The organism is Deltaproteobacteria bacterium, assembly GCA_016183175.1.
Taxonomy (GTDB): domain Bacteria; phylum UBA10199; class UBA10199; order UBA10199; family SBBF01; genus JACPFC01.
This window is the reverse complement of sequence record JACPFC010000108.1, coordinates 1-13916: the sequence shown is the minus strand read 5'-3', so window position 1 is coordinate 13916 and position 13916 is coordinate 1. Positions and strand designations below refer to the sequence as shown.

15 protein-coding genes are annotated in these 13916 nt (G+C 55.4%); 14 read left to right on the top strand and 1 reads right to left on the bottom strand.

Going from position 1 to position 13916, the window contains the following annotated elements:
• Nucleotides 1-10: 10 nt before the first annotated feature.
• From HYU99_10430 to HYU99_10405, 6 genes are all read left to right on the top strand, one after another.
• The gene (locus tag HYU99_10430; GenBank protein MBI2340757.1) at nt 11-2029 is read left to right on the top strand and encodes a hypothetical protein; all 2019 of its coding nucleotides are present in this window, start codon (nt 11-13) and stop codon (nt 2027-2029) included.
• 67 nt (nt 2030-2096) lie between these two features.
• Nucleotides 2097-2324 (top strand): antitoxin, encoded by a 228-nt coding sequence (locus HYU99_10425; GenBank protein ID MBI2340756.1) that lies wholly within the window; start codon nt 2097-2099, stop codon nt 2322-2324.
• 115 nt (nt 2325-2439) lie between these two features.
• The gene (locus tag HYU99_10420; GenBank protein MBI2340755.1) at nt 2440-2838 is read left to right on the top strand and encodes a type II toxin-antitoxin system VapC family toxin; all 399 of its coding nucleotides are present in this window, start codon (nt 2440-2442) and stop codon (nt 2836-2838) included.
• 80 nt (nt 2839-2918) lie between these two features.
• A complete protein-coding gene (locus HYU99_10415; protein ID MBI2340754.1) occupies nt 2919-3749 on the top strand; it encodes a hypothetical protein in 831 nt (276 codons plus the stop codon).
• A gap of 83 nt (nt 3750-3832) precedes the next feature.
• Complete coding sequence (locus HYU99_10410; protein MBI2340753.1) at nt 3833-4726, top strand: AAA family ATPase; 894 nt, start codon at nt 3833-3835, stop codon at nt 4724-4726.
• A gap of 112 nt (nt 4727-4838) precedes the next feature.
• Complete coding sequence (locus HYU99_10405) at nt 4839-5552, top strand: hypothetical protein (GenBank protein MBI2340752.1); 714 nt, start codon at nt 4839-4841, stop codon at nt 5550-5552.
• On the opposite strand, the gene HYU99_10400 is transcribed toward HYU99_10405, so the two are convergent.
• Nucleotides 5544-6062: a hypothetical protein gene (locus HYU99_10400; GenBank protein ID MBI2340751.1), complete on the bottom strand. Its 519-nt coding sequence runs from the start codon at nt 6060-6062 to the stop codon at nt 5544-5546. The genes HYU99_10405 and HYU99_10400 overlap by 9 nt on opposite strands.
• A 1-nt stretch (nt 6063) precedes the next feature.
• On the opposite strand from HYU99_10400, the gene HYU99_10395 reads away from it, so the two are divergent.
• The 8 genes from HYU99_10395 to HYU99_10360 form a co-directional block, all read left to right on the top strand.
• Nucleotides 6064-7653, top strand: coding sequence for a hypothetical protein (locus tag HYU99_10395; GenBank protein MBI2340750.1), 1590 nt, complete (start codon nt 6064-6066; stop codon nt 7651-7653).
• A complete protein-coding gene (locus HYU99_10390; GenBank protein ID MBI2340749.1) occupies nt 7650-8201 on the top strand; it encodes a hypothetical protein in 552 nt (183 codons plus the stop codon). Before HYU99_10395 ends, HYU99_10390 begins: the two co-directional genes overlap by 4 nt.
• 49 nt (nt 8202-8250) lie before the next feature.
• On the top strand, nt 8251-8688 hold the full coding sequence (locus tag HYU99_10385; protein ID MBI2340748.1) for a hypothetical protein: 438 nt from the start codon (nt 8251-8253) through the stop codon (nt 8686-8688).
• Nucleotides 8689-8883: 195 nt separating this feature from the next.
• On the top strand, nt 8884-10089 hold the full coding sequence (locus tag HYU99_10380; GenBank protein ID MBI2340747.1) for a hypothetical protein: 1206 nt from the start codon (nt 8884-8886) through the stop codon (nt 10087-10089).
• Nucleotides 10090-10227: 138 nt separating this feature from the next.
• Complete coding sequence (locus HYU99_10375) at nt 10228-10896, top strand: response regulator transcription factor (GenBank protein ID MBI2340746.1); 669 nt, start codon at nt 10228-10230, stop codon at nt 10894-10896.
• Nucleotides 10897-10971: 75 nt separating this feature from the next.
• The gene (locus HYU99_10370) at nt 10972-11469 is read left to right on the top strand and encodes a hypothetical protein (protein ID MBI2340745.1); all 498 of its coding nucleotides are present in this window, start codon (nt 10972-10974) and stop codon (nt 11467-11469) included.
• Entirely contained in the window at nt 11470-13323 is a 1854-nt protein-coding gene (locus HYU99_10365) for a tetratricopeptide repeat protein (protein MBI2340744.1), read from the top strand.
• A partial coding sequence (locus tag HYU99_10360) for a tetratricopeptide repeat protein (GenBank protein MBI2340743.1) occupies nt 13320-13916 on the top strand: 597 nt, incomplete at its 3' end. The genes HYU99_10365 and HYU99_10360, both read left to right, overlap by 4 nt.

Here is a 13916-nt window from a genome sequence, read left to right as displayed (position 1 = left end):
TGAGGGCGCCATGACCGCCGTTACGCGGGGAAAAGGGATTATTGAAGGGGTTTCCATGATCCCCGCCGGTGGGCCTCTGCCGAAGGGAAATTATCTTTTTGTTCATTTGTCATTTGACGAAAACGGCCCAAGCGCAACCGGCGCTGCCGGCCTCAATCCCCGGCTAGTCGGTCGCGCCTTGTTCGCAAATCCGACGCTGGATCTTTCGCCCGATCTCTTCCGGCGGGTCTTCTGTGACGTCCTTGAAGAGGATTTTTTTAGAGGGAAAGAGCGCAGTTCCCATGGCTGGCCCTCTCTCACTTGGCCCGAACTGGAGCAGAGACTTAAAGAAACCGATTTTAACCGGCCATCCGTCCAACCCTTCGGGGCGGTCATGGCGGTCGGCATTTACGGGCAAACCATCCGGTCCATATCGGTGACCCCCTTGGGTAAGGCGATTCCGGCCGGGGATAATTACGCCTGTATCCATTTATCTTTTGACGAAACGGGGGTCCGCGTTACCGACGTCCGCGGAAGAAACAAAGACAGGCTTCGTATCCTTCTTGCCGAAAATCGCTCGCTTAAAATTCTGCCGGGAGATTTTTTCAACGAAAAGGACCCTGATGGCCTCATGCCGACGGCGGAAGAGTTGGAGAGGGATCAGGGAAAAGCGGGCGGCCCTCCTGTTAATGAATCGCCCGGCCGGTCGGCCGGCGACGAAACGAATGAAATTTCTTCGGCGGAAGCGGCTGTCGCGATAAATTATGTTCAAACCCTTCCCCCTTACAACCATCGGTCCGGCGAACCGCAGGGGTCTTCCCACCGGCGCGATTATCTTCGGGACATGGAAACCGGGATGGAGCGAGACATCCAATGGCACAAGGCTGGCGCCGAATATTTTGATCTCGAGGTCACCGATCCCGAATCGGCCCGAAAAATTTTAAACGAAATGCGGAAAAAGGCATCCGAAAGAAAAGAGGGATTCATGGGCCTTGTGGCCGTTAGGGCAAGCGGGGATGCCGTGGGCTTTCGGGAGTTTGTTGTTTCCCCGAATGAAAACGGCCTGGGGGTCGCTTTTAGCGAGATCTATATTCTTTCCGGCCATCGGAAAAAGGGGTACCGCACCCTTGTGGACAGCGTGATTATCGCTTCGCTCCTTTCGGGGATGAAAGGAAAGGGGGAACTGAAGGTGCAATACGTGAAAGTGCATAATCCGGATAATCGAAGGAAATACGAGGCGGCGGGGCTTAAAAATATCTCCCCGCCGGGGGTAGAGTACCCGTCCTACGAAATCACCCATTCGGCGGCTGATTTCCGGGCCCGTCTTGACTCGACAGAAGGAGGAAGTGATTCGTTTCCCGCGCCTCCGCTCACTCTGGGGCCCGGCTATTTCAAGTGGGATCCAAGTGATTTGCCGCTGACACCTGACCGATTTACCGAGAGGTTGGGACGGATCAGACAGAAATTGGCCGGACTTGTTCTTGATGTTGCGCAGGGCATGAAAAAATTGCAGAGACCACAGAGCTTTTGGAAGGGGGATGTGGACCTTTTGCACAAACGCCTGGCGCAAATAAGAGAGGAACTCGGTTCATTCTATTTGCTCCTGGACAAACGCTATCCCCACGAACAATTTTCGGATGGGGCAAAGGCGCTTCAAGGCGAGATGGAGACAATTCGGCGGGAGATGGATGAACTGGAGGCGCAGATCATCGTGATGAAGCAGGCCGATATCCTCAAGCAAGTTGAAAGAGAACTGGAAGATGAGCTGGATCTTTTTGAGAGACTTCGGGAGGTGTGCGAGGACGAAAAAGAGCCGCTTTCGCCGGAGAGCGCCGGCCGCTTTCAGAGGGATATCGGGGAAATTGAACAAAGGCTTCGGATCATGGGAGTTTTAAACAGCGGTAACGAAGATATCAAACGGCAAGGTGAGAGTGTTTTGGTCCGCCTTTCGTCGCTCCGGCGGCGGGTTGAGGCGCTGGCCGACGTCAAAAACGGGGCCGCAGGCGACCGGGGGGACGAAGACTGGGAGTTGATTGATGACGAAAAATAAGAGGGAGTTGACCGGCGTCCTCAAAGAGTATATACTAAAAAATATATACTAAAGGAGGGCCTCTTTCATGAACACCGCAAAAATTTTCCTGAACGGAAAAAGCCAGGCCGTCCGCCTTCCAAAGGAGTGCCGCTTCAAAGACAAGGAGATCTATGTCAAAAAGATGGGCGATGTCGTCGTCCTTCTGCCGAAGGACAACCCCTGGGAATCCTTTTTTTCGAGCCTTGATCATTTCTCCGCCGATTTCATGAAACGGCGTTCCCAGCCGAAGGCGCAAACGCGGGAAAAAATCTAAATGAAGCAAATCATCCGGCTTTGCCGGTGATTTGCGCGGGGTTTGGGGCCATTTGAGGCCCGAAATATATCGACGCGAGTAGCAACAAACGGGCCGAAAGGGCCCCAAATCTAAAGTGCAATTCCTGCTCGATACGAACATCTGCATTTATCTGATCAAGAAAAAACCCCCGTCGGTCTTGGCCCGATTCAGGGCGCTTAAACCGGGGGATGTCGGTGTTTCCTCCATTACGACAGCCGAACTCCATTACGGGGTCGAAAAAAGCCAATTTCCCGATAAGAACAGGCAGGCATTGGCTGAATTTCTGCTTCCTCTCGAATTGGCGCCTTTTGACGAAAAGGCCGCCGCCGTTTTTGGAAAAATCAGGACCGTTTTGGAGAGAAAAGGGAGGGTGATCGGTTCCTACGACATGCTGATCGCCGCCCATGCCATCAGCCTTGACGCAACTCTGGTTACCAACAACACAAGGGAATTTTCGCGCATTGCCGATCTTAAAGTCAAAAACTGGGTTTAACCAGATTGAATTTATCCCGTTTTTCTGTATAATTTCCCTGTATAATGGGGTCCGCCGGGTTTAGGTGGGAGGGGGTTTTCTTGAAAAAACTGCAATGTTTTCTTTTCCTTGTCTTTTTTTCCGCTCTCCCCGCCGGTTGCGGCCTGTTTTCCGAAGAAGTCGCCGGGGAAATCGTGACCGATCCATCGGAGGAACAGCCGACTTTAAGCGACGGGGATTTTCCCGACGCCTTTCCCTGCCTGGAACGGAATGTCCTTCCCACCGACGACGCCTTTCTTCAGGCGTTAACCGACGCCACCGAGGTTCTGCATGTCCACAAGGAATACGTAAACGACGACAATATCCCCGCGGTCTGCGGGCTGGCCGAGGAGGACAATTCGCTGGACGCCGACCAGACCGGCTGGGATCCGTTGGAAGGGGCCGACATCTACGCCTGCAACAGCATGGAGGAAGAGCTGACATCCTTTCCGGCATCGGCAAACTATTATCCCGGCATGTGCCGGGCCGCCTTCGGTTTTGAGTCGGGAGGCTCGGAGGATGGCTTCCCCCGCGCCGGAACCTACCGCGTCGATTTTTGCCTGGCGGGGAACTCCACCAACTACCAGGTCCGCCTGCGGATCGAGATTTCTGGGGAGGACATCAACAATACCTGGGCCGCCGTCGGCGAGGAGCTGGAGATTGACGATTTCGGCCTCGAGAATCTGGAGGTCTTCGGCGAGGATGGAAACCAGATCACATCGACGGCAGATCTGAAATCCGCTTTTGTCGGCGACCCGCGGGGATTTGTTTTTACCATCCGTTCGAGCGACGAGAGCGAAACGCCGGTGCTCACAACCCATTTGGAAGTCGGCGTTCAGATTGTCTGCATTACCACCACAAGCGCCTGCCCGACGCCCGACGAGTCGTGCTGAACGAAAAAAATTTGCCTCAAAATTGCAATTAATCTTGTCCTTTCTGTGGACAATGTGCTAGAGAATGGAGGGGGGAAGTGTCAGTGAGTTATTACAAGCTTCTGAATCTCGATCGCGAACCCTTTTCCACGAGCCCCGATCCGTCCCTTTTCTACCAGGCCAAAGACCACAAGGCGGCGCTCTATCGCCTGCTTATCGCCCTCCGGCTGAAGAGGGGTTTAAGCCTTATTTTGGGCGATGTCGGCACCGGCAAGACCACCCTTTCCCGCAGACTCTATCAGATCATCTCGGCCGATGCCGGCTTTGAGTTTCACATCATCCTCAACCCTATCTTCCAGTCCGAGGGGGATTTTCTGGCGAGGCTGGCCGATCTCTTTTATCCACAGGTCTCCTCGGAGGGGCTTTCCTCCGCCGACTACCTTGACGCCATCGAAAAAAGGCTTCTCGAAATCAATCTGAAGGAAAAGAAGACGGTCATCATTCTTGTTGACGAGGCCCAAAAGCTCGATGCCTCGTCGCTGGAAATCCTGCGAACCCTTTTGAACTTTGAAACGAACGAGTACAAGCTGGTGCAGTTGATTCTGATGTCCCAGCTGGAGCTTCTCCCCAAAATCTCCGGCATCAAAAATTTCTGGGACCGGATCGCCCTCAAGTACATGCTCAATCCGTTCGACCTCACCGAAACAAAGGAGATGATCAACTTCCGGTTGAGGCAGGCGGGATACCGGGCGTTGACCCCCCTCTTTACGGAAGAAGCGGTTGAGTTGATCTATTCCCATTCGGACGGATATCCCCGGCGGATCACGGCGCTTTGCCATAATCTTTTGGAACGGCTCGTGATGGACAACGAGCCGGTGGTCAATGGACAGATCGTCCAGAAGGTGATCGCCGACGAGATCGGCATTCTGCGCGCCGCCGGAAAGGCCGGCGCCACCCGGAAAGTTTCGCTCCCCGAGATGTGGGAGACCACTGCGTAGCGCACCCCATAAAGAGGGGCCGCTCTTTATGCGGTATATAAGGTGACACTCTAAAGCGCATGGGCCGTGGAAAAAAGCGTCACTCTGCTTATGCGTAGACAAGTAATCAGCCATGAATGAAGAAAAGAAGAGCGCCGAGGAGCGTCTTTTGGAGGTGATCCAGAATGGGGCGGGCGCCACCCCCGCTGGGGGCGCCGCCCCCGCAGGGGGCGCCATCCCCCCAGGAGGGGCGGTTTCTTCCGGAATAGCGGCTGTCGCCGGAGGCATAACCTCGGCCGGCGGTATAACGTCGGCCAATGGCCCCGCCTCCCCCTTTCGGCCTTCCCCTTCTTCCACCGGCCCGGCGATATCCCTGGGGCGGGTGAACAAGGCCCTCGGGGGCCTTATTGTTTTGGGGCTGGGTCTTTCGGTTTACACCACCTTTTTCACCAAAATCGATACGGGGAAACTGCGGGTCCGGTCGGCAAGGGCGGGTGTTCCGGAGGCCCCGCAGATGAGCCTTGCCCCCCCGCCCGTGGAGGAACTTTTAACGGCGTTAACCAGCCGGAGCCTTTTTGAGCCCAAGGGGGAGGAGCCGGCTCCCGTGCCGGTGAATCCCGCTCTTCAACCTCCTCCCCCCCCGCCGGAGGCGACAGGCATTCTGGCCGGCCTTCAGCTGGTGGGGATCGCCTGGGGGGAATATCCGGAGGCGATGATCCGCGACGGCAAAGATGGAAGAACCTTTTTTCTCAAACAGGGGGAGGAGTTGAAAGGGGTTCTGGTGAAGGAGATTCAAAAAGATCGGGTTATTGTGGAATTTGAAGGACAGGAGAAAGAATTACTCTGACATGAAAATAAAAACGTTCTTACGTGCGTATGTTCTTACGTTTAATACGTTATCCGGATTGATTCTTGCCCTTGCATTGCCGGCTTTTGCCGAGACAACCTCCACGACAACCTCGCCCTCTTCAACGACCTCGTCATCTTCATCAACGACTTCGTCCTCATCAACCGGTTCTTCAACAGCCACAACGACATCCCCGGAAGCCACGACATCGTCCGATTCAACCACGGGAACCACGAAGACAAATGTAAAAACAGAGGAAGAGAAAAAATCCGAGGGAGAGACGGTCAAGTCAACCAAGGGCGAGGAGCCCAAGCTCCCCCCCAAAACGACGGGGGTTGCCCCCGCGACACCGGCGGAAACCGCGCCGGCGGAAACGACGCCCGCGGAAACCGCGCCGTCCGGGACTCCCGTTACTTCCCAGGGCCCTCCTTCGGAAGGGGGGGTGAAGAAAGAGACCCTTCCGTCGCCGGCGCAGACGATTGTCCCGCCGTCCGAGACCGAGGTGTCCAAATTGTCTCTTTCCGAGCTTTTAGACCGGCATATCTCGCTCGATCTCCGGAATATCGATTTGATGGACGCCTTGAAGTACCTCGCCATCAAGGCCAACCTTAATGTGGTCGGCGGCGCGGGAATTACGGGGGCCATAACGCTTCTTTTGAACGATGTCAGCCTGCGGGACGCCATCGACATTATTCTCTCCTCCAACCGCTATGCCTACACCATCGACGGGAACATCATGCGGCTGATGACGGAGGAGGAATACAAGGCGCTCTATGGGAAGGAATTTTACGACAAACGGATAACCAAGGTTATCCGTCTGACCTATGCCTCCCCCAAAAACGTGGGGGCCATGCTGGAAAACGTCAAAAGCTCCATCGGCCGAATCGTGTACGATGACTCCACCGGGACGGTGGTGATCACCGACACGCCGCAAAAGATCGCCGAGATGGAGGAGGTGATCCGGCACGAAGAACTCCCCACCATCGTCCGCGTTCCCCCCACGACCTCGGAGATCTTCGACCTGAAATACGCCCATGCCGACAAGATTTCGGAAAAGCTGACCGAGTCGCTGACCGAGGATGTGGGAAAAATTTATGTGGATGAAAGGATGAACCGGCTGGTCATCTCGGATCTCCCCTACAAAATCGAGGAGCTTAAGGGTTTGGTGAGCGCCCTGGACGTGAAGACCCGCGAGGTTTTTATCGAGGCCAAGATCGTCCAGATTGTCCTGTCCGACCGGTTTCAGGGGGGGGTCGACTGGGCGAGCGCGGCGCTGGGGCATTTGCAACAGTCGTTCCCGTTGAACTTTGCCTCGTTTGGCGAGATGACCCTCGGCACCATCGCCCCCGTGACCACCACCAACGCCGACGGCTCCACTTCCACCAGCTTTTCCGGCTCCGGAATCATCATGAAATTTCTGGAGACTTTCGGACGCACAAAGGTCCTGTCCACTCCGCAGATCGCGGCGATCGACGGTCATGAGGCCAAGATCATGGTGGGGAGCAAGGAGGCCTACACCACCTCCAGCGTGACCCAGAGCCAGGCCACCACTACCACGGCCCAGCAGGTCACCTTTGTGGATGTGGGAGTCACCTTGAGCGTCACCCCCAGGATCAACAGCGACGGGTATATCACGATGAAGATCAAGCCGGAGGTGAGCTCTGTCACCCGTTTTGTGACCACCTCGCAGGGGGATCAGATCCCGATTGTCGAAAGCACCAACGCCGAAACGACCGTGATGGTGAGGGACGGCGCGACGGTATTGATCGGCGGCCTGATGGGGAGCCGGAGGTTGAAGATCCGCCAGGGGTGGCCGATCCTCTCGCGGATTCCCATTGTGGGTCTGCTCTTTCGCTCCTCCGAGGAGGAGTCAAGCAACTCCGAGTTGAGCGTTTTGCTCACCCCCCACATCATGGGCGGAGAGGAGACCTTTCCGGGGACTCACCCGACTTCCGTTGCCAAGGTCACTGTTCCCGTCGAGAGCGCCATCGCGGACAAGAAAAATTCTTTTTCCACGGTGAGATCGGACGCGGGGGAATTGCCGGCGGAAGAGGAAAAGAAAACCGAACCGAAATGGAAAAGCCGTTTTCGCCAGCAATGAAAAAACTGCTTTTGATTGTCGCGCTTTGGGGTTTGGGCACGCCGGCTGTTTGGGGTGAAGAATCAAGGCAGGAGCCGGAGGTGATATACCTTTCTCCCTATCATGGCCTCCTTGTCGATCCTGGCCTCAAGCTTTCCAAACTGGGGGCATTGGGAACAGGCGAGATGCCGTCTTGTCCACCGGCGCCGGTTTGTCCGCCTACTCCGGCCTGTCCGGAGGCCCCCGCCTGCGAATCGGCGCCGGTCGCGGAGGCCGAGCCGGCCCGGCAGGCCAAGCCGCTCCCACCAACCGTGACGGTTCTGACAACGTCCGAACTTTCCAAAAAAGACATCTATCAGGCGGAGCAGTGGTTGAGGATCATGAACGGCTTCTGGGCGATGCAAGACTATCCCATGCTTCGGTACTATTGCCAAAAGACGGTCGAGTTCTATCCGGGGACCTCTTACGCGGCGAAGGCGGAAAAATATCTTGAAAAGATGGGCAAACCTGCCGTTGTCCGCACGCGGAAATTTATCGACGATAACCCCGGGCTATTTCCATTCTTCTGATTTAACTTCCTGTAATCACGCAGTTTTACTGGACGGTTTCCGGTTTTTCATGTTAAAATCAAAAACCGGTATGAAAAAGTCGCGGTTCGGCAGGATTGCCCGTCTCCTTGTGGTTGTTTATGCGGTGGTGATCACCGTGGCGGTGGCCCTTGCCGCCACCATCGGCCCGTTTCAGGAATCGTTCGCCCTCTGGACGAGGGCAAGCATTTTGGAGACAAGGCTCAAGGAGAGCCAGCGGGAGAGGGGAAGGCTGGAGGAGGAGAGGACCCGTGTTTTAAACGCCATCAAAAAACTGCAGGCCGACTGGGCCGCCGGGCAGGAGACCATCCGGACGCTCCGCGAGATGACCAAAAACCCGGAGGTGGAACAAAAACTTCTGGAGGCCAACCGGTCGGTTGAAAAAAGCAATGAGGAACGGATGGTGCTGATCACGAAACTTACTGAACTACAGGAAGAGCTCAAGGCCTGCAAGAGCGGGAAGAAATGAATGAAGCGAACCATCCGGCTTTTTGACTCCGCAAAGTCTTCGACTTTGCTACGCAGGCAAGCTAAGCTTGCCTTTGTGGGCCGGTGGTTCGCGCGGGGTTTGGGGCCACCTGCCCGCCGGATTGGCAGGCGGGTTTGAGGCCCGAAATTCATGACGCGAATAGCCACAACCGGGCCGAAAGGGCCCCAAGGATGAATGAGATTCAAGCTGGTCCTTTTGTTTTTGCTGACTGTTTTAATCCCCACCATCCTTCTTGTCCGGTTCAGCATTCTGGCGGTCCTGGGGGAAAAGTGGATTCTGGAGAGAAACACGCAACAGAAGTACCGGTCGATGGCGAGGATCGTCAACTCGGAGATCGAAACGTCGCTCAAGGAGATTCCGAAGGAACTGTGGGCCAACCTCCGGGTCATCGAACCGCTTCTTCTCCGGAATACTCAACTCTTCGAGGGGGAGGTAATGATTTTTGACCTGCATGGGAAGGCCGTGGACGGGCTCCACCGGAAAGAGGGTTTTGGCGCGGCCGCCTTTCTGACCCCCGTCAACGGACTTCCCTTTGAGATCGCCGTTTACGAACGGAACCCGGAGATTTTGGGGGATCTGGCAAAGGTCACAAAGCAGGTCTCGACCCATTTTGTCACTGTCGCTGTCTCCGCCCTCGCCATCCTTTTGGGGGGGCTTTTCACGCTGGGCCGGCTTTTTCGGGAATGGGGGAGGACCGAGATCAAGGCGGAATTCATGTCGCACCTGGTTCACGATCTTCGCAGGCCGCTCACCTCCATCCGGATGTTCTCCGAGATGCTTGAAAACGACCGGGTGCCCGGCGAAGAAAAGCGGCGGGAATATTACCGGATCATCGGCGACGAGAGCGAGAAGCTTATCAATCTGGCCAACAATGTCCTCGATTTTTCGCGGATCGAAAGCGGGACGGAGCAGTATGCCATGCATGAGGAAGATCTGGTCGCCGTGGTTTCGGAGACCATTGCGCGGTTTGAGCAGTCCCACATGGCCTCCCAACCCCGCCGGATCGTGCCGGTTCTCCCTTCTTCCCTCCCGCGGGTCCGCATGAACGCCGAATCGATCTCCCAGGCGCTCACCAACCTTCTTTCCAACGCCGTCAAATATTCGCCGGCCGGTTCCGAAATCCGCGTGGTCCTCTCCCGGGACGGAAAAAGGGTTCACCTTTCGGTGATTGACCAGGGGTTGGGGATCCCCAGGCGGGAGCAAAAAAGGATTTTCAGGAAATACTACCGGGGGGAGGACGCGGAGGTGAGAAACCGGGAGGGGAGCGGGCTGGGGTTGGCCATCGTTCAATACGCCGTGATGGCCCACCGCGGAAAGATAAAAATAAAAAGTGAGGAGGGGGAGGGGAGCGAATTCACCATCGCGCTCCCGATTGGCTAGAAAAAGCCGAGCATCTGGCTTCGCCAGTGCGAGGCGCGGGGTTTGGGGCCACCTGCCCGCCGGATTGGCAGGCGGGTTTGAGGCCCGAAATAGATTAACGCGAGTAGCAACGAACGGGCCGAAAGGGCCCCAAATCTAATGTCAACCATCCTTATTATTGAAGACGATGAAAGCATCCTGACCGGCCTGGTGGACAATCTTTCCATGGAGGGGTACCGGACAAGGACGGCGCGCGACGGGAAGGCAGGCCTGCAAATGGCGGAAGAGGGAGGGGCGGATCTGATCATCCTCGATATCATGATGCCGGGAATGGACGGGTTTCAGATCTGCCGGCACTTGAGGGGGAAAGGGAACCGGACGCCGATCATCGTCTTGAGCGCCCGGGGCCAGGAGGCGGACAAGGTGCTGGGGCTGGAGCTGGGGGCCGACGACTACATCACCAAACCCTTTTCCCCGCAGGAGCTGATGATGCGCGTCAAGGCGGTCTTGAGGAGGACATCGGCCCCCGAACCGGAGGCGGTGGCCTTCGGAAATCTGAAGTTCGATTTCAAGCGGTACGAGGTGACCAAGGAGGAAAAACTGCTGAAGTTGACCGCCAACGAGTTCACGATTTTGAAGCTCCTCGTTCGCACCCCGGAACAACCGGTTTCCCGGCACAAGATTCTGGCCGAAATCTGGGGGGAGGGGGCCAATTCGCGGACGGTGGATACGCACATCTGGAGTCTGCGCGAGAAACTGGAGGATGATCCCTCGCATCCCGTTCATATCGTGACGGTGCAAAGGATCGGTTACAAGTTTGTTCCATAAAAATAATTTGCGGAATTTTCGCAAACATGGCAAAAAGAGGCTTGATTAAACATCGAATAAGATAAGGAGGAATCTATGCTTTTCATCCGCTGGTTCATGGTGGGGGCGTTTGTTGCGATCTTGAGCGCGGTTGCTTTGGCCGCAGGGCCGCTTACAGGAAGCAGGTGGCGGGTGGAAATCACGGAGGAAGGGCAGACCGTTCCCCAGTTTATCGACCAGCTTCGTTTTCAGGAGGACAATTTTACCTCCGCCCTTTTTGAACGAAGGGGTTATCCGACATCCCCGTTCACCCAGAAAAAGGGGGAGGAGGGGGCCCTTGTCTGGGATGCCCTGCAAAAGGATGCCGTCGGTGCGGAGCTTGCCTGGCACGCCGAGTTCAAAGGCGATGCAATGACCGGAAAGCTGATCTGGAAACAGGCCGATGGGAAGCTCACCAATTATGCCCTGTCCGGAAGCCCGGTGGTGGAGGAGGAAGAGGAGGGAAAGACTCCCGCCGAAAAGGGAAAGAAAGAGGTCAAGACCACTGCCAAAAAGGGGGGGTCGAGATGGGGATGCTCCCTGATTCCGGAGTAAATGATTCGCAAAGGCCGCGGTAAAGAAGATCAACCGAAGCAATTCCCGCCAACAGTTGTCCTGTTTGTTTTTTGCCTTTTAGCCGGGTTTATCTACTCGAACGTCTTTTTCTCCCCTTTCCTTTTTGATGACACGAGCAATATCGAGGGGAATCCGCAGATCAGGAGTTTGGCCAATTTTCTGAATCCGGCCGGAACCCGGTATGTCGGTTTTTTGTCTTTTGCCCTGAATTACGCGGCGGGGGGATTGAACGTTTTCGGCTATCACCTTGTTAATGTTCTGATCCATGTCGCCAACGGGTTTTTGGTTTATGTTCTCATCCTGCTTCTCTTGCGCCTGCCCGCCGGCAGTTTGGAGGGATCTTCCATCAACCATCGACCATCGACCATCGACCATCAACGATCTTTTTCCCCAATAGCCCTTCTCGCCGCTCTCCTGTTCCTCGTCCACCCCGTTCAGACGCAGGCGGTTACCTACATCGTCCAGCGCTTCGCCTCGTTGGTGACTCTGTTTTATCTGTTGGCGGTGGTTTGTTATTTGAAGTGGCGGCTCTCCCAGACTATAGGTCCTGGAGGACCCATAAGACTTATATACTTTTTTGCCTCTCTCCTCTCCACCCTCCTCGCCATGAAAACCAAGGAGAACAGTTTTACCCTTCCGTTGATGATCCTATTGGTGGAATTGATTTTCTTTCGTGGCATTAGAGGGGCCAGCAAAGCCCCCTCCAGTGGTCCGCCTAAGGCGGAGAGCCTCCCCCTCAACGGCCCTTCGGGCTTGGTTCAATGGCTGGCCCTTGTCCCCTTTCTTTTGACCCTTCTTATTGTTCCTTTGTCCTATCACGAGCCGTCAATGGAGGAAAGGGGGGCGGGGCCGCCCCTGGATATCCCCCCATTGGGCCGGCTGGAATATTTTTTCACGCAGTGCCGAGTGATTGTGACCTATCTGCGTCTTCTTGTTTTTCCCGTTCACCAGAGCCTTGACTACGACTATCCGGTTTATCATTCTTTTTTTCAGCCGGCGGTGTTGGTGTCGTTTGTTTTTTTGCTGGGGCTTGTTGCTTGGGCAGTAAGACATATAGGTCGTACAGGTCCTATTCGACTTATTGTTTTCGGCATTTTCTGGTTCTTTTTGACCGTGTCCTTCGAATCGTCGATTTTTCCCATCAAGGATGTCATCAACGAGCATCGGGTTTATCTTCCGAGCGTCGGTTTTTTTCTTGTCGCGGGTTTTCTGACGGCATCAGCCTGGGGACGGTGGAAAAAAATCAGAGTTCCGATTATCCTGTTGATTCTGATGGTCATCGGCGGATTTTCCGTTGCGGCTCATCGACGGAACGGGGTTTGGCGGGATCCGGTGACGCTGTGGGAGGATGTGGTGCAAAAGGCGCCCCGGAAGGCAAGGGGGCGCCAAAATCTTGGAATTGCCTACCGCGATCAGGGGCGCGTGGATGAGGCGATTGCCGAGTATCAGACCGCGCTCCGATTACATCCGGAATATCCCGCCATGATTTACGATAATCTCGGCGTGGCCTACAAAATGAAGGGGGCTGTTTCCGAGGCAATGCGGGCCTATCAAACCGCCCTCCGGTTAAACCCCAATGATGCCGGCGTTCACAGCAACCTGGGTGTCGCCTACCAGGACGAAGGGCGCATGGAAGAGGCGATTGCCGAGTATCGGACCGCGCTCCGGCTGAAGCCCGATTTTGTGGAGGTTCACTACAATCTCGGTTCGGCCTACTTTAACCGGGGGATGTTTCAGGAGGCCCGCGCCGAATTTGAAGAGGCGCTGAAGATCAGGCCCGATTTCGAAAAGGCCCGCGAGGCGCTTGACTCTCTTGATAAAGGGGTCCAATGAAATTCTCTCCCTTGAAAATTTTTATCCTGCTTACCCTCCTTGTCGTTCTTGTCTACTCGAACATCTTTTCCGCCCCTTTCCTTTTTGATGACACGGGCAATATCGAGGGGAATCCGCAGATCAGGGATTTGGCCAATTTTCTTGATCCGGCCGGAACGCGGTATGTCGGTTTTTTGTCTTTTGCCCTGAATTACGCGGCAGGGGGATTGAACGTTTTCGGCTATCACCTTGTCAATGTTCTGATCCATGTCGCCAACGGGTTTTTGGTTTATGTTCTGGTCCTGCTTCTCTTGCGCCTGCCCGCCGGCAGTTTGGAGGGATCTTCCATCAACCATCAACCATCAACCATCGACCATCAACGATCTTCTTTCCCAATCGCTCTTTTTACCGCCCTCCTCTTCCTCGTCCACCCCGTTCAGACGCAGGCGGTTACCTACATCGTCCAGCGCTTCGCCTCGCTGGTGACTCTCTTTTATCTGGTGGCGGTGGTTTGTTATGTGAAGTGGCGGCTCTCCCAGACTATAGGTCCTGGAGGACCCCTAGGACTTATATACTTTTTTGCCTCCCTTCTCTCCATCCTCCTTGCCATGAAG